The sequence below is a fragment of the Streptomyces vulcanius genome (assembly GCF_042653945.1).
Taxonomy (GTDB): domain Bacteria; phylum Actinomycetota; class Actinomycetes; order Streptomycetales; family Streptomycetaceae; genus Streptomyces; species Streptomyces mangrovi.
Window position 1 is genome coordinate 1 of the sequence record NZ_JBHSFK010000070.1, and the last position, 19,932, is coordinate 19,932.

Consider the following 19,932-nt stretch of genomic DNA (forward strand, 5'->3'; position numbering starts at 1 on the left):
ACTCCGTCCCAGAACGCGACCACCAGATGGTCACGGTGGACCGCCTGCCCCGCGCGTACCGCGAGGAGCCGCAGCACCGCCTGTGCCCTGGGGCGCAGCTTCGCCCAGTCGTGCTCGCGCCCGGCCAGGGTGAACTCGAAGCCACCGAGGCAACGCACCGTCAGACCCGGCACCGACCGTGTTCCGAGGACGCGCCCGGGCGCGGTGGAGGCGTGCCCTCCGGCCTTGGTCCTGCCCGTTGCCGCTCCGCCGTCCCCGACCGGGCCGACCGGGCCGGCAGGGGCCGCGAGCGCGGTGAGCCAGGAGCGCAGCCCGGCCACCGGCAGCCCCGCGGACCGGGCCGTCGACCACGCGGCCTCCTGCAACTCGGCCCGGTTCGCGGCATCAGGCGCAGCCAGAGCCATCGCGCCCATGGCCAGCGCACGTGCGCCCGGTACCCCCGCCGACCGGGCGAACGCTTCCGCCTGGGCGGCGCGCTGCCCCGCGTCCGGCAGGTCGTGCGCGACCTCCACGACGGCGAGGGCGGCCCGGCCCCACGCCTCCAGCGAGCCCCAGCCCAGCGCCCGGAACCGTCGCACGACCTCCTCCAACTCGCCGATGCCGGGGCGCCCCGTCCGCACCGAGCGCAGGCACACGGCCAATGCGGCGAGCGCCGCCCCTTCGGCGTCGCCGAGCCGGGTGCACTCGTCCAGCACGACGACCGGCTGCCCGGCGTCCTCGGGGTGCGGTCCGAGGCCCAGCAGACACCGGGCGGCCCGGCTCAGCCACAGCAGGTCGAGCCGTTCGGCGTCGTACGCGATCCGCTGGAGTTCCGGGTAGGGAACCGGCCTGGCCGGGCCCTCGGCCAGTACGGCCAGCGCCACCCGGACCAGCTGCCCGGACAGCGCGACCATGGCGTCGTCCGTCGCCTCCGCCAAGGCCCGGCGCACGGTGGTGCCGGCCGTCCTGTCGCCGGTCAGGGTGGCGGCGATGCCCTGGACGAGGAGGGCGGCGGAGCCGCCGGAACCGCGCTCGGCGACGCGCCCGACGGAACGGTCGAGGTACGTGTCCGGGGCGCCTGCGACGACGACGCGCAGCGGGTCGGGCCAGTCGGCGGACCCGAGGCGGCGGCGCACCGCCGAAGGCGGCGGGTCCTGATGATCGCCCGCGGCGGCGCGGGCGGCGGCCCGGTCACGCAGCCGCGTCAGTTCGACGTCGGTCAGTGTGCCGGTGAGCCGCGCGCGCAGACACTCGCGGAGCAGGGGCTCGGCGGTGTACGTCCGTCCGTCCGGGTCGGCGCGCAGGACACCGTGCTCGTGGGCCAGGGACCACAGCATCTCGGCGCTGTCGGCCCGGCCGGCCAGCGCGTCGCAGGCGTCGGCAGTGAGCCGGCTCAGCAGACAGGTCTCCGTCAGGAACCGTCCGAGACGGTCGGGGAGCGGGGCGAGTACCTCCCGCTCCAGGTACTCGCGGCCGAACATCCCGTCGGCCAGGATCCGTTCCTGACCCGTGTCGGGGCGGGCCGCCACGGCTCTGGCGAACAGCCTCAGCGTCGCGGCCCTGCCGCCGGTGGCCCGGACCAGGGGCAGCGCGATTCCGGGGCGCAGCGCCGTGTCGTACAGCTGCGGGAACAGGTGCTCGACCTCCCAGGAGCGGAAACGCAGCGCGTCGGCGTTCAGCACCGTCGCGCCCGCCGCCTCCGGAGCGGCCACCGACAACCCGTCGGCGGGGCGCGTCCCGATCAGCACCCGTGGGTGGGGCGGTGCCAGCTGCCCGAGCCGGACCACGAGCGCCCGCGCGGCTGCCGAGAGCAGGTGCATGTCATCAATGACGACCAGTCGCCCGACGGCTCCGCCGTCCCTGGCATCTCGGCGCCGCGACACCTGCTGGGCCGCGCCGGGAGGCCCGGCGGAGCCCGCCAGCGCGTCGGCCGGGTACCCGAGCGTGGTCAGCAACTCCCGCTCGTCGGCGCCGGGCCGGGCCTGGTACCACGTCACCGGGCCCGGATGCGCCCTGGCCGCCTGCGCCAACAGCGCGGTCTTGCCGAAACCGGGCGGGGCGACCACCAAGCCCAGCGAGCAGTGGGTGAACTGCTCGGTCAGACGGCCCCGGGTCGTCGTCTCAGAGGCCGGTATGCGGAATGTGGTCCACTGCTGAGTCGGTAAAAGACTCGTCATATGCCTCATCTCCGTGGTTCCCGGACGCTCTGACAGATGTGTCCTGTTTCGACTGTTTCTTCTTTTGTGCTGTTTTTTGGTACTGAAAAGCCTGGCAGGTTATGAGCTGTAGAGGTTCCGTGGTCGCGGGGTGTCATTTTCGTGCTTTTCCCTCATCCGGCGCGCCCGGAAACGGCCAATGGCAAAGAGAGTCTCGTTTAGGGGCACGAGGGACGATCGACTCGACGCCGCCGCGGACGTCCGCGCCCTTCGGCAGGCCTCCAGGAGAAGCCCAGTTTCTTCGGCGAGTACGGCACGAGCAGGTTCTTCGTCTGCTGCCCGGGTATGGTCCGGATCTTCGAGCCGTGGCCGCGCTGATGCTCGGCGATCAGTGACGGCTCGACGGCGTCCGGATCGGGTCAGCGCAACCCCTCAGGCGGTTGCCAGGTCCTGGCCGGGCAGGTCCTCGGGGAGCAGGGTGCGCAGGTCTTCCAGGCCCGGGACGGCCATGGCGCCGAGCCGACCGGCCTGCCGGGTCATCATGGCGTCCATCAGCTGGCGGGCCGTGCGCGCGTTGCCGAAGGAACGGTCGCGGGGAATGGCGTCGACGTACGCGTGCAGGGCGCGCAGGGTGTCCGAGCCGACGTCGTAGCCGGAGCCGGCGGCGATCCTGCCGATGATGGCGACGAGTTCGTCCGTGGTGTAGTGCTCGAACTCGACGGTCCGGCTGAAGCGGGAGGCCAGGCCGGGGTTGGAGGACAGGAAGCGGCCCATCTCCTCGGTGTAGCCGGCGGCGATCACCACCACCTCGTCGCGGTGGTCCTCCATCAGCTTCAACAGGGTGTCGACGGCCTCCCGGCCGAAGTCCGAAGCAGCGGACTCGGGGGTCAGGGTGTACGCCTCGTCGATGAACAGCACACCGCCCAGGGCCCGTTCGAAGGCATCCTTGGTGAGCTGCGCGGTGTGCCCGACGTACCGGCCGACCAGGTCGGCGCGGGCCACCTCCACCAGCTGGCCCTTGGGCAGGACGTCCAGGGAGCGCAGCAGGTCGGCGTAGAGCCGGGCGACGGTGGTCTTGCCGGTGCCGGGCGGCCCGGAGAAGACCAGGTGCCGACCGACGTTGGGGGTGGGCAGGCCGGCTGCCCGCCGGTGCCGGGCGGCGGTGAGCACGTTCACCAGGGCGGTCACCTCACGCTTGACGGCGGACAGGCCGATCATGGCGCCCAGTTCGGCCAGCAGCTGCGCGGAGTCGAGGCCCGCGTCCGCGTCGGTGGCGCTGTCCCCTCCGACGTCCTCGGGCAGCAGCAGCGACAGGTCGCTCTCGGCGGGGGAGTCCATGGAGCCCAGCCGGAACGCCTGCCGGTCCACCATCTCCTCGAACACCTTGCGGGCGGCGCGGCCGTTGCCGAACGTCGCGTCGCGCGGCATCCGTTCGTAGAGCCGGGCGAGCGCGTCCGAGGTGTGCGGGTCGAGTTCGTAGCGGTGGGTCTCGCACATGGTGCGGGTGATGGTGACCAGTTCGTCCACCGAGTAGTTGGCGAAGTCGATGGTGCGGGTGAAGCGGGAGGCGAGGCCGGGGTTGGAGGACAGGAAGCGGCCCATCTCCTCGGTGTAGCCGGCGGCGATCACCACCACGTCGTCGCGGTGGTCCTCCATCAGCTTCAACAGGGTGTCGATGGCCTCCCGGCCGAAGTCCGCGCCGGAGTTGCCGCTGTCGGACAGCAGTGTGTACGCCTCGTCGACGAACAGCACACCGCCAAGGGCCCGTTCGAAGGCCTCGGTGGTCTTGATGGCCGTACCGCCGATGATCTGCGCGACCAGGTCGGCCCGGGACACCTCGACCAGGTGCCCGGAGCGCAGCACGCCGAGTTCGGCGAGGATGCCGCCGTAGAGCCGGGCGACGGTGGTCTTGCCGGTGCCGGGCGGGCCGGAGAAGACCAGGTGCCTGCTCATCGGCGGGGTGGGCATGCCGAGTCTGGCACGACGCTGGGCGAGTTCGTTGAGGTTGACCAGGGTGCGCACCTGGCGCTTGACGTCGGCCAGCCCGACCAGGACCTCCAGTTCCTCCATCGGGCCTGCGGGGGCGGCCGACTTGCGGTTCCCGGCGGTGCCCGGCCCGCTGCCGGCGACGGCCGCGCCCCACTCGTCGGCGAGCGCGTTGCCGCTGCTGCTCAGCCGCTCCACGGTGAGCCGCTCGCCCGGCCGGGACTGGCGCAGACCCGCGCCCCGGTTGTCCTGGACGACACAGCCGGCCACCGAGACGGGCTCCGCGCTGTCCACCCGGATGCCGTCGCCGGTGCTGCGGATGATCCGGCAGCCGTCCAGCTCGGCCCGGCCCCCGTCGCCGACCAGCAGCCCGTGCGCCCCGGCGCCGTCGGCGTGGACCCGGGTCAGGGTCAGCCCGCCGCCGCGTTCCACCGCGATGCCGGACACCTCGCCCCCGTACACCTCGCAGTCGGTGAGGGTGCCGAGGCCACCGTCACCGACGGAGACACCGGGCCCGGTGGCATCCCGTACGGTCAGATCCCGGACCACGGGCCGGCCGCCGTCGGCGGTACGCAGCCCCGCCGCACCCGGTCCGACGACCGTGCACTGCTCCAGGCGGCCCCGGCCGTCCTCGGTGATCTCCACACCGTGGCCGCCCGCGCCGGTGATCCTGACCCGCAGCAGGAGGGGGTTCGCGCCGGAGCGCACGGCGACGGCGGTGCCGGCCGCGTCCGCCACGGTCAGGTCCTCGAACTCCGCCTGGGAACTGCCGGTGAGCAGCACCGCTCCGTCACTGTCGGCGCAGTCCCGTACGACGGTGCCCCTGAGCAGGGGCGCGCTCGACCCGGTGACCCGGATCGCGGACGCGGCGGCGGAGTCGAACGCGCAGTCCTGGAAGGTGCCCCGGGAGCGCTCGGTGACGGCGAGACCGCTGTCCTTGGTCCTGCTGGTACGGCAGCGCAGCAGCTCCGGGTCGGCGCCTGCGGCCAGGATGATCCCGGGGCCGGTGGTGTCGATGACGGTGACGTCCTCCAGGGCGGGGCGGTTGGCGCTGGTGACGTAGACGCCGGCCGAGGTGTCCTGGACGGTGGTGCGGACGACCCGGGTGGCGGAGCGGCCTTCGAGGGCGACGGCGGGCTTCCCGGTGCCGGAGATGACGCAGGCTTCGACCAGGCCCTGCGCTTCGCCGTTGGCGAGCACGCCGTTGGCCTGGGCGTCCCGGATCGTGCAGTCGCGGACCGTCGTACGGGCTTCCTCGCCCAGCACGACGGCGCTGGTGCCCAGGTTCTCGAACCGGCAGTCGTCGATGACGCTGCCGGTGGGCGCGGTGTCGACGAAGCCGGCCCCCTCCGGGTTGGAGACCCGGCAGTGGCGCATCGCCACCGAGCCCTCCTGGCGGGCGATGACGGCCGTCCAGCCGGAGCCGACGACCGTGCAGCCGTCCATGGCGACCTGGCCCCGGGGCGCGTCGACCACCGGCAGGTCCTCGCTGCCGCCGCGCAGCGTCAGGTCGGTGAGCATCACCGCGTCCGCGACGAGGAGGACGGCGGTGCCCTTGCGGGGGCAGATCTCCACGCTGCCCGGGTCGCCGTCGGCGCTGATGGTCACCCGGGTGCGGATGGTGAGGTTCTCGCGGTAGCGGCCGGGGCGGACCCGGATCACCGCGCCCGAGCGTGCCTTGGCAAGGGCCTCGCCGATCGTCCGGAAGTCGTCCGGCCGGTCCGCCGAGACCGTGAGCAACTGCCGTGACACGCAAGGACCTCCTGGTGGGTGGCGCAGTCGCCGGGCTCGTCGGTGGGCGGGGAGATGCCCGCAGCGCGGGTTGCGTGACCCCGGGCATCAGCTGCCAGGATCCCCCCGCAGGGCTGCCCGTTGGCCCGGACTGCCCCTTTCAGCAGCGGATTCTGCCCCTGCGGACAACCGGAACGGCGGGCGGCGCGGCCTCACGTAGCATGCGCGCCATGCGACGTGCTGGTGATCGACACCCCCCGGTGGCACGGTTGATGGCCGCCGCCCTGCTGACCGCGCTGACCGCCGCCCTGCCGGTCGTGGCCGGGGGACCGGCCCTGGCCGCCGACGAGGTGGGGCTGCCCGCGGTGGGTTCCGTACTTCCGGCGGGCGGGGCGTGTGTGCAGCCGTCCACGGAGCGGGCCACCGACGACCCGTGGACCCGGCAGGCTCTGGGCCTGACCCGGGTGTGGCAGTTCTCGCGGGGTGCCGGGGTGACCGTCGCGGTCGTGGACACCGGTGTCGGCACGGCCGCCCCCGCGCTCTCCGGGCGGGTCACGGCGGTCGGGGAGGCGGGTACGGACTGTGTGGGGCACGGGACGTTCGCGGCGGGGCTGATCGCCGCCGCCCTCCAGGACGGCACGGGGGTGGCGGGGCTCGCCCCGCAGGCCCGGATCCTCGCGGTGCGCGGCACGGACGAGCGGGGCGCCACCACCCCGGCCCGGCTGGCGACGGCGATCCGTACGGCCGCCGACCAGGGCGCCGGGGTGATCTACGTCGGCCAGGCCCTGGCGGCCGGCAAGGACGAACTGAAGGCCGCCGTCGCCCACGCGGCGCGGCGGGACGCGCTGGTGGTCGCGCCGGTCGCGCCCGACACGCTGCCCGTGGTCCCCGGCACGGGCCGTACGGTGCCTGCCGCGTCGGCGTACTGGCCGGCCGCTGCCCCGGGGGTCGTGTCGGTGCTGGACTTCGGCCCGGACGGGGGCCGCCCCGAGGGCGCGCCGCAGGTGGCGGGCGCGGATCTGGCGGCGCCGGGCGACTCGGTGGTGGGGGTCGGGCCTGCGGGGACCGGGCACTTCATCGGCTCGGGCTCGTCCTTCGCCGCCGCGCAGGCGGCCGGCGCGGCGGCCCTGGTGCGGGCCCGGTATCCCGGGCTGTCGGCGGCGGAGGCGGCCCACCGGCTGACGTCGGTGGCGTATCCGGCCATGCCGGCCCGGCTGGATGCGTACGCCTCGCTGTCGGCCGTGCTCGCCGATGCCGGTTCCCGGGGCGCGGTTCCCGTCGCCGGGCCGGCCGAGGTGGTGGCCTCCGCTCCGGCCGGGCCCCGGGGCCGGGCGCTGCTGGTCACGGGGGTGGCGGTGGTGCTGGTGGTGCTGGTGGCGGCCGGGGCCGTTGTTCTGCCGAGGGGGCGGGCCAGGGGGTGGCGGGCTGCGGGTGGGTAGGCGGGGTGCGGGGGTGAGGGTGTGTGGGGGAGCGGGGGTACGGCCGCCGCAGGCGCACCCCGTACCGGACCCCCACCCGGTCAGGACCCCGGTGCCCTGTCCACCAGCCCCGTCTGTATCCGCACCGCCTTGCGCCGGGCAACCCGCGTCGCCCGCCCCGGCGGAAGGTTCTGGCCCTTGACGTTGCCGAGGATGTAGCCCTCGGACGGCGGGCAGGACAGCAGCAGGACAGGGGTGTTGACCTCCTGGAGGCGGCGCAGCAGGCTCTCGCCGAGGCCACGGCCGGCGCCTGCGGCGGAGCGGGCGATCACCAGGTGGAGGCCGACCTCCCAGCCCAGGGGGAGGTGGGCGAGGAGCGGGTCGAAGGGCTGGTTCATCGGGCCGGCGCCGACCATGTCGTAGTCGTCGACGAGGATGAACAGCCTCGGCCCTTTCCACCAGTCGGCCAGCTTCATCCGGCCGGGCGCGATGTCCGGGCCCGGAACGCGGGCGGCCACGGCTCTGGCGACCCCGTCGGTGAGGTCCTTCAGCGCGTCGATGGAGACCGCGTGCCCCAGCCGGTATTCGTCGGGGATCGCCTCGACCAGGTCGCGCCGGTAGTCCACCAGCATGATCCGGGCCTCGGCCGGCGTGTACCGGTCCATGATCGCCTGCGCCACCAGTCGCAGCGTGTTGGTCTTGCCGCTCTCGGTGTCGCCGACCACGATCATGTGCGGGTTCTCGCCGAAGTCGTGCCACACGGTGGAGAGTTCGTCCTCCTCGACGCCGAGCGGCACCCGGAAGTCGCCCTCGGCGACCGGGAGTTCCGTGGCGGGCAGCAGGGTGGGCAGCATACGGACGCGGGGGGCGGCCTCGCCCGGCCAGCACTCCTTGACCGCCGAGACCAGCGCCGCGACGCCGTCCGTGAGGTCCTCCGAGTCCTCCACGCCGTCGATGCGGGGCAGTGCGGCGAGGTAGTGCAGCTTGCCTTCCGGGGTCAGGCCGCGCCCGGGGATGCGCGGCACGGTGGCCGCCCGCCGGGAGTCCACCTCGGAGTCCATGGCGTCGCCCATCCGCAGTTCGAGGTGGGTGCCGGCCTGGTCGCGTACCGCCGCCGTCAGCTCCACCCAGCGGGCGACCGTGACGATCAGGTGGATGCCGTAGTTGAGCCCGCGCGCCGCGATCGCGCTGAACGTCTGGATTCTCCGGTCGAAGTCCTGCCGTACGGTGGACCAGCCGTCGATGACGAGGAAGACGTCGCCGTGCGCCTGGTCGGGGAACTCGCCGGCCGCCCGCCGCCTGCGGTAGGTCGCCATCGAGTCGATGCCGTGGTCGAGGAAGAACTGCTCGCGCGCCGCCAGCAGCGTGGTGACCTCGGCGATCGTACGGCCCACCCGCTCGGTGTCCAGCCGGCTCGCCACCCCCGCCATGTGCGGGAGTTCGGCCAGTCCGGACAGTGTGCCGCCGCCGAAGTCCAGGCAGTAGAACTGTACTTCGCGCGGGGTGTGGGTGAGGGCGAGCGAGGTGAGCAGGGTGCGGACCAGGGTCGACTTGCCGCTCTGCGGGCCGCCGGCGATGGCCACGTTCCCGCCCACTCCGGACAGGTCCACGGTGAGCAGGTCGCGCAGCTGCTCGAAGGGCCGGTCGATGATGCCGATGGGCACGGTCAGCTTGCCGCGCAGGGGCCAGCCGACCGTGGTCAGGCCGAGGTCGTGGTGGGGGGTGAGCGGGGGCAGCACCTGGTCGAGGGTGGACGGCAGGTCCAGCGGCGGAAGCCACACCTGGTGGGCGGGCGGGCCCGAGCCGAGCAGCCGGCCCACGGCCACCGACAGCAGGGTCTCACCGCTCTCGTCCGGCTCCGGCTGAGGCTCCGGTTCCGGCTCGGGAGCCTGCCGGGGCACCACCCAGCCGGCGGTCCAGGGCGCCAACTGGCTTGCCACCCGGGCCTGGTTGGCGCTGCCCCCACGCTCCTCGTACGGCCCGGAGACATACGCGGCGCGGAACCGCGCCAGTGCCTCCACACCGGACTTCAGGAAGCCGCTGCCGGGCTGCGGGGGCAGCTCGTAGGCGTCCGGCACCCCGAGCACGCCCCGGCTCTCCATCGCGGAGAACGTCCGCAGGCCGATGCGGTACGAGAGATGGCTCTCCAACTGGTGCATGCGGCCTTCGTCGAGCCGCTGCGAGGCCAGCAGCAGATGGACGCCCAGGGACCGGCCGAGCCGGCCGATCATCACGAAGAGCTCCATGAACTCCCGGTGCGAGGAGAGGAGTTCGCTGAACTCGTCGACCACGACGAAGAGGCTGGGCAGCGGGGCCAGCGGTGTTCCGGCGGCCCGCGCCTTCTCGTAGTCCAGCGCGGAGGTGTAGTTCCCGGCGGCCCGCAGCAGTTCCTGACGGCGGATCAACTCGCCGTGCAGCGCGTCCTTCATCCGGCCCACCAGCGCCGCCTCACCCGCCAGGTTGGTGATGACCGCCGAGGTGTGCGGGAGTTCGTCCAGGCCGAGGAAGGTCGCGCCGCCCTTGAAGTCGACCAGGACGAAGTTCAGCGTCTCCGAGGAGTTGGTCAGCGCCAGCGCCAGCACCAGCGTCCGCAGCAGTTCGCTCTTGCCGGAGCCGGTGGCCCCGATGAGCATGCCGTGCGGGCCCGTGCCGCCCTGCGCGGACTCCTTGATGTCCAGTTCCACCGGGGTGCCGTCGGCGCCGACCGCGATCGGCACCCGCAGCCGCATCGGCCCGGTGTGCCGGGCCCACAGCTCGGCCGGGTCGTGGCGGTGCAGGTCCGGGATGCCCAGCAGGGTGGTCAGTTCGGTGCTCGCGGAGAGCGGCTCGGAGACATCGCCGCCCAGACCGAGCCGGTACGGGGAGATCAGCTTGGCCAGCGTGGTGGCGCCGCGCGGCCCGAAACGGTCGGGGCGGCCCAGCCGGGCCATCTGCTCCTTGCGTTCCCGGTCGGTGCGGACCAGGTCGAAGGCGTCCTCGGCCACCTCGAAGCGCAGCGTGACCCGGCCCGGCCGCCAGGTCAGCGCGCCGCCCAGGTCCAGCACCACCGTGTTGCGGAAGCCGGTGCCGTCCACCCGGTGCCCGGTGGGCACCGCGCCGCCGTCCACCACGATCACCGTGAACGGCTCCTCCCTGCCGGACGTCGCGTCCGGGTCGAACGACGGCCGTTCCAGGAACTCCGCGCCGAGCAGGTCCTCCAGCTCGTTGAACGAGGAGACGATCATCCGGGCCGGGCCGGCGCCGTCGTGCTCCTGCGGATGCAGGCTGTGCGGCAGCCACTTCACCCACTCCCAGTCCGCCCGCCGCTCGTCCGACACACACAGCGCCAACCACACGTCGTCCGGCGCGTGGAAGGCCGCCAGTTGCGCCACCATGGAGCGGGCCAGGGACCGTACGGCCTCCTCGTCGCCCCGGAACAGCACCCGCGCCCAGGCCCGCAGGAAGATCGCGATGGGCTGGTCGGGGACGGTCCCGTAGGCGCGGATGAAACTGCGCAGCGCGTGCGCGGTGAGCGGCTCCATGTCCTCCACCGGACTGGTCGACAGCGGTGTCAGCCGCAGGCCCAGCTTCTGGTCGCCGACCGCCACCCGGACCTCGCCGAAGTCCTCGTCCTGGGGCCGCCGTTCCCACAGCCGGGTGGTGCCCGCCATCGACCAGAGCGCCGAGGGCGGCGGGTGCCGCCAGGAGAGGGCGCGCTGCTGCTCGGCGACGGTGGCCCGCACCTTGCGCCGGGTCTGGGTGAGATAGCGCAGGTAGTCGCGGCGCTCGCCCTTCAGACGCTGCTTGCGTTCGCTGTTCTTCCGCATGGTCTGGCCGAGGATCATCACCGCCGACGACAGCACCATCAGGCCCATTGCCAGATACATGAAGCTGCTGTTGGAGCCCGTGCTGCCGGGCCGCATGAACATCAGCATCATCGACACCGACATCAGCGCCATCGGCAGGTAGGTCCAGATGGCCGAGCTGTCCGGCACCACCTCGGGCAGGGTCGGCGGCTCCTGGAGGCTCAGCTCGCCCTCGGGCATCTCCGGGCCACGCCGACGGGCCGGTCTGCGGAACAGGACCACACTCAACGAACAGTCTCCTCAGGAAAGCAGAGAGGCAGCGGGGAGCCCGGTGCACGGGGCGGGCGCCACTCCAGCTAATGTGCGTCATCCCGAAAGGTGCCTGTGCCACCCGCGCCCCGAATTGCCCTTTCGTACAAGGCTGGTTGACACGCGGGACAGTGCGCGATTCTCATCGAACCACCAAACCGCCAAAAACACTGAAGCCACTCAAAGCCGACGAATTCATCCGTGGAAGCCGGGAAGACCCGGGAGAAGCGTGAGCCTGCCCTGATGGAGCCTGCCCGATGCCGGACAACCAGACAGCCGGACTCTGCCGTCTGACCGTGCGCGCCCCCAGCAAGAGCATCGACCTCGCGGTGCCCGCCGACGTCCCGGTGGCCGACCTGCTGCCGGCCGTGCTCGGCTACGGCGGCGCCGACCTCGGCGAGACCGGCGTCGACCACGGCGGCTGGGTGCTCCAGCGGCTCGGCGGCGCACCGCTGGACGAGGAGCGCACCCTCGACTCGTACGACCTGCGCGACGGCGAGACCGTCTACCTGCGGCCCCGCGTCGACGCGCTGCCCGAGGCGCACCTGGACGACCTGGTCGACGGGATCTCCACCACCATGCGGGGCCGCCCGTACAGCTGGACCCCGGAGGTGAGCCGGTATGTGCTGCGCGGTGTGGCCGTCGCGCTGCTCGCGGTGGGCCTGCTGGTGATCGCCCTGCCCGGCGGACCCGGGTGGCTGCGGGCCCTGTGCGCGGCGGGCGGCGGGCTGCTGCTGCTCGCCGGGGCGGCCTCGGCGAGCCGCGCGGTCGGCGACGCGGGCGCGGCCGCGGCCCTGGGCTGCATGGTCAGCCCGTACCTCGCGCTGGCCGGCTGGCTGCTGCCCGGCGGCTCACTGACCGGCCCGCACGGACCCGAGACGCTGGGTTTCCGGCTGCTCGCCGCCTGCGCGGCGGGCGCGGGCGGCGCGATCCTGGCGCTGGCGGCGGTGGCGACGTTCGCGGCGCTCTTCCTCGCCCTCGCCGTGATCGCCGTACTCGGCGTGCTCGCCGGGGTCCTGATGTCGGCGGCGGAACTCCCGGCGCACCATGTGGCCGGCATCGTCGCCCTGGTCGCGGTGGTGCTCGGGGCGTTCGTGCCTTCACTGGCCTTCAGGATGTCGGGACTGCGGATGCCGCCGCTGCCGACCAACGCCCAGCAGCTCCAGGAAGGCATCGAACCCCATCCGACGGCGGTGGTCTCGGCGCGCGCGGTGCTCGCCGACGGCTGGATGAGCGCCCTGTACGGCGCCACCGGCGTGACCTGCGCCGTCTGTCTGGTGCTGCTCGCCCGGCACGACGGCCTGCCGGAGATCACCATGGTGGTGGCGCTGTCCCTGCTGCTGGTGCTGCACGGGCGCGGGCTGGGCAATGTGTGGCAGCGGCTGTTCCTGGTCGTCCCCGGCATCGCCGGGACGCTGCTGCTGGTCGCCGAGCAGGCGGGCGGCGCCTCGCCGGGCGGCCGGCTGCTGACGGCCGGCGCGCTGCTCGCCGCGACCGCCGCTGCCGCGATCACGTCGTGGACGGTGCCGGGGCGGCGGCTGGTGCCCTACTGGGGCCGCGCCGGGGAGATCCTGCACTCCGCCGCGGCCATCAGTCTGTTGCCGCTGGCGCTGTGGGTGCTGGGTGTGTACGGGGCCCTGCGGGGGCTGAACGCGTGAGGTGGGGGAGGGGGGCGCCTGCGGCGTGCTGCACCCCCACCCCGGACCCCGGTTCGCGGGGGGTCCGTCCCCACAGCCCCGCACCCCCTCACCCCTGCGCCTCGAACGCCGACGAGGCCGAAATACCCCACCCCCCACACCTGACCCGGACGGAGTCCCCTCGTGCAGACCAAACGCGACCAGGTCATGGCGCACATGTTCGTCATGGGCCGGCTCACCTCGGCCATGCTGCGAGCCGATCCGGACGCCCCCGAGAGCCCGCAGGGCAGGACCAACCGGGGGGTGGCGATCGGCATCGTGGTCGCCGTGCTGATCTCCGCCGGCGCGTTCGTGTTCGGGCTGCTGAAGCCCGGCACCAGCGACTCCTGGCGTGCCGCCGACGCCCTGGTGGTCGGCAAGGGCACCGGATCGCGCTACCTGTACCTCGACGGTCGGCTGCGGCCGGTGCGCAACTACGCCTCGGCACGGCTGCTGGTGGGCGCCGAGCTGAAGACCGTGAACGTCGGCGAGGCGTCGCTGGCCGACACCCCGCGCGGGATGCCCGTCGGCATCCCCGGCGCTCCGGACGTACTGCCCGGGGCTGACGCCCTGGACGGCGCCCCCTGGCAGGTGTGCTCGGGCTCCTTGGAGGGGGACACCGCCGCCACGCTCGGGGTGGCGCGGCGGATCACCGGCACCGGGCTCGGCGAGCGGCAGGGACTGCTGGTGACCGGGCCCGATCGGGAGACCTATCTGGTGTGGCAGGGGAGCCGGTTCCGGCTGGACCGGAAGGGCAATGTCCGTGAGGCCCTCGGCTACGGCTCGCACCAGCCGGTCGCCGTGTCGGCCGCGTTCCTCAACGCCCTGTCGGCGGGGCCGGACCTGACTCCGCCCGCGGTGCCGGGGCGTGGCGGCCCGGGGCCCGAACTGGGCGGCCGTCCGACGCGGGTCGGCGAGGTCTTCACCGTCGCCGCGCCCGGCGCCACCGAGCGGTACTACCTGCTGGGTGCGACAGGCCTGACTCCGCTCACCGCGACCGCCGCCGCGCTGGTGCTGAGCGACCCGGAGACCGTGGCGAAGGCCTACGGGGGCCGTACGGCAACGGCCGTGCCCCTTGAATCCACCACGCTGGCCGGGCACTTGGCGCCGGAGTCCGATGCGACGGCGGAAGCATCCGGGGGTGCGCTGCCCGCCACGCCGCCGGAGCCGGTGGCGCTGACGGCGGACCTGACGGCCTGCGCCGCCGTGGAGTCCGGGGAGGCCGGCACCCGGGTGAGCGTCGCCCTGGTCGAAGCGGACGGGCTCGGCCCCACCGCCCAGGGCCCGGCCGAGTGGTTCACGCCGGCCTGTGTCGCGGTCCGCCGGATCACGGTGCCGCCGGGCGGCGGGGCCCTGGTGCACGCGCTGGGCGCGGACGGCTCCGACATCGGCGCCACGCTGTACCTGGTGACCGACACGGGCATGAAGTACCGCGTCCCGTCGGCCGACGCGCTCACCGCGCTCGGCTACACCGCCTCGCAGGCCCAGGACCTTCCCTCGTCCCTGCTGGCGATGGTGCCCACCGGGCCGGACCTCAGCCCCGAGGCCGCGACGCTCGGCCGGAGCAGCACGACGACCCCGCCGTGCGGGGCCGGCCCTGGGGCCTGAGCTCCGTTGCGGGTGCGGGTGCGGGTGCGGGCCGGGGGCGGGTAGGGGGCGTCTGCGGAGGGCTTCACCCCACCCGCCCGTCCCGAAACCGGGGCGCTGCCAGGGGCAGCGCCCGCAAGCGCACGCAGGTGCAAGGCTGCGCGGCCACAGGTGCAAGCCCCTGGGTCCGGGCTTTCAGCGGGCGCCTGCCGCCTTCTAGCGTCAGACGTACGTGTGCACCGGCCGGGCCCATCGCCCGCGCCGGAAAGCCACCGCAGCACACCGAGCCCTACGTCCGGCGCCGACGACATCCGGAGGAACAGCCCGTGGCAGCTTTGCAGCAGTCCCAGGTCCGCGACACCCAGAACGGCATCAACGCCCTGGAGCAGGCGTTCACCAGTGTGCAGACCCGTCGGCAGGACCTCGAGAACACCAAGGCCAACCTCGCCACGGGCCACCAGGGCTCGGACGGCAAGGCGTACCAGGACCTGCTCGGGCTCTGGGACGAGCAGGCCGAGGTGATCTCCCGGAACCTGCGCGACATGATCAACACCCTGAACGAGACGCTCAAGCAGCAGGGCATCGCCCAGGGCTCGGCGAACGACTCCGTCAACCAGGCGTACAACCAGTCGCAGTCGGTCTTCGACGCACTCAGCGGCTGACCGGGCAGCGGCAGCCACCGACCACAGCCCACAGCCTCCCCACCGCGCGAGACGAGGAAGAAGATGGCCGACTACAACGACGGATTCATCTACGTCGACTACGCCAGCATGAACAACGCTGCTGAGGACATGATCCAGCAGACCAGGGCCATTTCGCAGATCCTCACCGACCTGGACTCCGAGCTGACGTCGCTCAAGAACAGCTGGGAGGGTGACGACCGGTCGGTGTACGACGAGAAGCAGGCTTCTTGGCACGCGGCTGTCGAGAAGATGCGGCAGCTGCTGCAGAGCCACTCCGGCCTGCTGCTCGACGTGACGGACAACTACAAGCGGACCGAGCAGGCGCTGACCCAGAGCTGGGAGGGCGTCCGTATCGGGCGCTGAGCCGACACCCGTGAGGGTGCGTGCGAGCTAGGGGCGGCTGTCCGTACGGGGATCAGGCGACCAGGTGACCGACTGGCCAGGTGACCCGCGACCGTACGGGTAGTCGCCCGTGCGCTGTGTGCTGTGCGCGGCGGCCGGGCGGGCCGCCGGCGGGTGATCGACGGTCGATGGTCGGGCGGATGACGGAGACGAGGGCGTAGGACATGGCGGATTCCGGCAAGACTCCGGTGAAGCTCGACAAGACGGCGGTCAAGCAGTTCCTCACCGAGGAGGTCCGCCCCTTCAAGGAGTCGGTGAAGAAGGTCCTCAAGGAACCGAACGAGGACGGCGTCCTGCCCCTGCCCTGGCACGCGGCCGAGGCGAAGCACGACTCGACCTCCTCGATCTCCGGCGCCAAGATGCCCTTCGCCATCGGCGGCATGGCCGGGGACGCCAGCGTACTGCTCAGCTCCAGCCACCTGCTCAGCTCGGTGACCGGGATGATCACCCAGGTCGAGGACATCCTCAAGCTCCAGATCCGGCTCTTCGCCGACATCGAGGACGGCCTGGAGGACACCGTCCACTCGCTGCTCAAGACGCAGGACGGCAACCTCGGTTCCATCAACGGCGAGAAGATGGTGGACGTCTTCATCGACGTCGACGACGACCTGTCCACCATGACCGGTGGGGGTGACGAACTATGACGTTCAACATCCTCCACGACGAGTACATCCGCGAGCTCACCGACACCGACGACTGGTGGCACCGGGCGGTGGAGCTGCTCACCGGTATCGCCGAGCTCCCGAAGCGCACCACCGTCTTCGAGCAGTGGTACGGCAACCACGGCATTCCGCTGATGCTCGTCGAGCTGACCAAGCAGAAGAGCGTCACCTACGTCGACTTCGACGACCTCGACTGGCGCAGCGAGAACCTGGGCGCCAACATCTCGAAGACCGACTTCGTCATCCCCTTCTACACCAGGGGCGGGGACGACGGGGAGGGCTCGGAGGTCGCGTACTACAAGGCCCGGATCACCCTGCTGATCAGCAACTCCTCTGACCCGGCGGACGGCGGCGTCCGGACCGGCGTCGAGGTCAAGAGCAAGTACAAGGAACGCCTGGGTCTGAAGGACGACGACCTGATCTGGGACAACAAGAACTTCGTGAAGTACTCGTACGCCGGCGGGTTGGCGCTGAAGACCGCGCTCAACTACGACGACGACGATGCCACCGACAACGGCACGTACGGCTTCTACTGGGACGGCGCCGAGGTGCCGGCCGACGCGTCGGTCGTGCTGCGCACCTTCGACGGAGTGGCCGACTCCTTCGACCGGCTGGCCCGCTTCTTCAAACGGTCCGCCGACGAGACCGAGCGATGGAAGCAGTGGATCGGCACGGAGGACAACAACGCCTGGCAGGGCACGGCCGCCGGCGTCTTCCAGGACCTCATCCACAAGGTCGCCCGGGTGTACGAGGGGTACGCCGAGGACACCGTGCGCCATGCGGGCGGCTCGATCCAGGGCCAGAAGATCCGCGAGGCGCGCAAGGCGCTGCACCAGGGGATGAACGACCTCTACTGGGCCTGGGACTACTGGCAGCGCAACTACAGCAATCCGCTGCGCTGGCTGATGGACCGGCTGCTGGAGCTCACGGACTGGGTGTGGGACCACAACATCATGAAGATCAATTACACGTACAGCACGACGACCGACAGCAACGGGAACTCGACGACCACGAGGGACTACTACACCGAAGGCAACTTCTCCCAGAACGCCAAGCTGGACTTCGGCGCGCAGGACTTCGGCCGGCTGGACAGCCTCGACACCTGGAAGAAGATCGGCGATCTCGCCGTACAGCTCTGGCAGGCGGGCGTCACCGAGCATCTCAGCGTCCCCGCCAAGGACATCCTGACGTCGGTGCACAACGCGTGGAGTCCGCAGACCTTCGACATAGGTGAGATCCGCACACGTACCACCGGCGACACGCTGAAGGCGGACTGGCAGGAGGACCAGGCCAAGAAGGACCAGGCGGAGGCCGAGGCCCAGGCCAAGAAGGACAAGGAGGAGGCCGAAGCGGCGGCGGCAGCGGCAGCCGCGGAGGCCGAGCGGATCAGGAAGGAACAGGAGGCGGAGGCCGAGCGGATCAGGAAGGAACAGGAGGCCGAAGCCGAGCGGATCAGGAAGGAACAGGAGGCCGAAGCCGAGCGGATCAGGAAAGAGCAGGAGGAGGACCAGGCTCGCCGGGATGCCGAGGCCGAAGCCCGCTACCAGCAGGAAAAGGAAGACCAGGCCCGCCGGGACGCCGAGGCCGAGGCCCGCTACCAGCAGGAGAAGGCCGACCAGGAAGCGGCGGAAGCCGAGGCCGCAGCCCAGTACGAGCGGGAGAAGGCCGAGCAGGAAGCCGAGCAGGACCGGCAGGAGGCCATAGCCGAGGAGCGCTACCAGCAGGAGCAGGCCAAGCAGGACGCCGCCGAAGCCGAGGCCGAAGCCCGCTACCAGCAGGAGAAGGCCGACCAGGAAGCCCAGCAGGCCGAACAGCAGGCCGCACAGGACGCCCAGCAGGCCAAACAGGAGGCCGCGCAGGAGGCCCAGCGGCAGGAGCAGGCCGAGCAGCAGGCCAAGCAGGAGGCCGCTCAGCAGGCCCAGCAGGAGGAGCAGAAGGCCCAGCAGGCCGCTCAGCAGGCCCAGCAGGAGGAATACCAGCAGCAGCAGATGGTCGTCCAGCAGCAGCAGATACGGCAGCAGCGGGAGGACCAGGAGCGGGCTCGCAAGGAGGCGGCGGCCCAGCAGGCCGAGCAGGAGGCCCAGCAGGCCCGGCAGGACGCGGCGGCCGAGGAGCGGTACCAGGAGGAGAAGGCCGAGCAGGAGGCCGAACAGGCCCGGCAGGAAGCCAAGCAGGACGCCCAGCAGGCCGAGCAGAAGGCCGAACAGGCCCGCCTGGAAGCCAAACAGGATGCCCAGCAGGCCGAGCAGGAAGCCAAGCAGGAGGCCCAGCAAGCCAAGCAGGAGGCCCAGCAGGCGCAGCAGCAGGCCGAGCAGAAGGCCGAACAGGCCCGGCTGGAGGCCAAGCAGGACGCCCAGCAGGCCGAGGAGGAGGCGAAGCAGGAGGCCCAGCAGACGGCGGCCGACGCCAGGTACGAGCAGGAGAAGGCCGAGCAGAAGGCCGAGCAGGCCCGCCAGGAGGCCAGGCAGGACGCCCAGGAGGCCGAGGCCCAGGCCAGGTACGACCAGGAACAGGCCGAGCAGAAGGCCGAACAGGCCCGGCTGGAGGCCAAGGAGGACGCGCTCCGGACCGAGCAGCAGGCCCGGGAGGACGAGTACCGGCAGCAGCAGTTCCAGGCGCAGGAGGACTACCAGAGCCGCTACGAGAGCTCGCTCAACGACCCGGCCAACAGCCTGGTCAACGGCCCGGTCAATGGCAGCGGTTCGCTGACCAACCCGGACGGCAGCACCTCGTACGTCGACAGCCAGGGCCGGGTGATCACCGACTTCTCCGACGGTACGAAGACCATCGTCGACCCGGATCTGCAGACCTCCACCGTCATCCGCCCCGACGGCCAGTCCACGACCGGCCCCCTCAACGCGGACGAGGTGCTGAACAACCCGGACGGCAGCCGCACTTACGTCGACTCGCAGGGCCAGGTGGTGACGGACTACCCGGACGGCAGCAAGGCGACGGTCGACCCGGACTCCGGCGTCACGACCGTCACCGAGCCGAACGGCAACTCGACCACCGGGTATCTCAACAACGGCGGCTCCGGCTACCAGTACCAGGACACCACCACCCAACTTCCCTCGTACGAGGAGGAGTTGTACGACAACGCCGCCTACGGCGACTCGGCCTCCGACTACCTGGCCGGCAACACCGCCGCCGCGTCCCAACAGCAGCAGCAGTCCCAGATGCCCATGGGCGGCATGCCGTTGAACGGCATGCAGAGCCCCCGGGGCGGTGGGGGCAGCGGCGAGGGCAGTGGCGAGCGGGTCCGCAACGTCATCGACAGCGACGGGGCGATCAGCAACCGCGCCCGGTCCGCGTCCCGGAGCACCAACGGCGGCTTCGACGAGCGCGAGGCGACGGTGGCCACGTCCGGCGGCACCCCCTTCATGCCTCCGATGGGCGGCGGCGGGTCCGGCGGTCCCGGGCAGCAGCAGACGGAGAGCGGCGACCGCGTGCGCGACGCCTGGGTCCAGGAGGACGAGGACGTGTGGGGCACGGACGAGGGCGGCGCGCCCGCCGTGATCGGCCGGTGAGCCGGTGAAGGCGAACCGGGGGAGGGGCGAC

Annotated in this window: 10 protein-coding genes; 7 read left to right on the forward strand and 3 right to left on the reverse strand. The window is 72.2% G+C overall.

Annotated features, from left to right (window positions below):
• Both ACFPIH_RS53785 and ACFPIH_RS53790 read right to left on the reverse strand, forming a co-directional pair.
• On the reverse strand, window positions 1-2,156 hold a 2,156-nt coding region (locus ACFPIH_RS53785), incomplete at its 3' end, for a winged helix-turn-helix domain-containing protein (protein ID WP_381187248.1).
• A gap of 411 nt (window positions 2,157-2,567) precedes the next feature.
• Complete coding sequence (locus ACFPIH_RS53790) at window positions 2,568-5,873, reverse strand: right-handed parallel beta-helix repeat-containing protein (protein ID WP_381187245.1); 3,306 nt, start codon at window positions 5,871-5,873, stop codon at window positions 2,568-2,570.
• Window positions 5,874-6,082: 209 nt separating this feature from the next.
• Here ACFPIH_RS53790 and ACFPIH_RS53795 point away from each other — a divergent pair, with 209 nt between their 5' ends.
• Window positions 6,083-7,291, forward strand: a complete 1,209-nt coding sequence (locus ACFPIH_RS53795) for a S8 family serine peptidase (protein ID WP_385879294.1) — start codon at window positions 6,083-6,085, stop codon at window positions 7,289-7,291.
• An 80-nt stretch (window positions 7,292-7,371) separates the two neighbouring features.
• Here ACFPIH_RS53795 and eccCa read toward each other — a convergent pair whose 3' ends face one another.
• A complete protein-coding gene (eccCa, locus tag ACFPIH_RS53800) occupies window positions 7,372-11,337 on the reverse strand; it encodes a type VII secretion protein EccCa (RefSeq protein ID WP_381187250.1) in 3,966 nt (1,321 codons plus the stop codon).
• Window positions 11,338-11,621: 284 nt separating this feature from the next.
• Between eccCa and eccD the strand changes: the two genes are divergently transcribed.
• The 6 genes from eccD to ACFPIH_RS53830 all read left to right on the forward strand — a co-directional run bounded on the left by eccD (window position 11,622) and on the right by ACFPIH_RS53830 (window position 19,901).
• Window positions 11,622-13,022 carry a type VII secretion integral membrane protein EccD gene (eccD, locus tag ACFPIH_RS53805; protein WP_381187243.1) on the forward strand — a complete coding sequence of 467 codons (1,401 nt, stop codon included), beginning with the start codon at window positions 11,622-11,624 and terminating at the stop codon, window positions 13,020-13,022.
• 162 nt (window positions 13,023-13,184) lie between these two features.
• Window positions 13,185-14,648: a type VII secretion protein EccB gene (eccB, locus tag ACFPIH_RS53810; protein WP_381187240.1), complete on the forward strand. Its 1,464-nt coding sequence runs from the start codon at window positions 13,185-13,187 to the stop codon at window positions 14,646-14,648.
• Window positions 14,649-14,953: 305 nt separating this feature from the next.
• A complete protein-coding gene (locus ACFPIH_RS53815; RefSeq protein ID WP_381187237.1) occupies window positions 14,954-15,289 on the forward strand; it encodes a WXG100 family type VII secretion target in 336 nt (111 codons plus the stop codon).
• Window positions 15,290-15,352: 63 nt separating this feature from the next.
• Complete coding sequence (locus ACFPIH_RS53820; RefSeq protein WP_381187235.1) at window positions 15,353-15,673, forward strand: WXG100 family type VII secretion target; 321 nt, start codon at window positions 15,353-15,355, stop codon at window positions 15,671-15,673.
• 203 nt (window positions 15,674-15,876) lie between these two features.
• The gene (locus ACFPIH_RS53825) at window positions 15,877-16,356 is read left to right on the forward strand and encodes a type VII secretion system-associated protein (RefSeq protein ID WP_381187232.1); all 480 of its coding nucleotides are present in this window, start codon (window positions 15,877-15,879) and stop codon (window positions 16,354-16,356) included.
• Window positions 16,353-19,901, forward strand: a complete 3,549-nt coding sequence (locus ACFPIH_RS53830) for an AAWKG family protein (RefSeq protein ID WP_381187229.1) — start codon at window positions 16,353-16,355, stop codon at window positions 19,899-19,901. Before ACFPIH_RS53825 ends, ACFPIH_RS53830 begins: the two co-directional genes overlap by 4 nt.
• Window positions 19,902-19,932 lie beyond the last annotated feature (31 nt).

What these genes read in the sequence shown, in the direction of transcription:
- ACFPIH_RS53795 (WP_385879294.1), top strand. Translation starts at nt 6,083, where the DNA reads ATGCGACGTGCTGGTGATCGACACCCCCCGGTGGCACGGTTGATGGCC.
- eccD (WP_381187243.1), top strand. Translation starts at nt 11,622, where the DNA reads ATGCCGGACAACCAGACAGCCGGACTCTGCCGTCTGACCGTGCGCGCC.
- ACFPIH_RS53820 (WP_381187235.1), top strand. Translation starts at nt 15,353, where the DNA reads ATGGCCGACTACAACGACGGATTCATCTACGTCGACTACGCCAGCATG.
- ACFPIH_RS53825 (WP_381187232.1), top strand. Translation starts at nt 15,877, where the DNA reads ATGGCGGATTCCGGCAAGACTCCGGTGAAGCTCGACAAGACGGCGGTC.
- ACFPIH_RS53830 (WP_381187229.1), top strand. Translation starts at nt 16,353, where the DNA reads ATGACGTTCAACATCCTCCACGACGAGTACATCCGCGAGCTCACCGAC.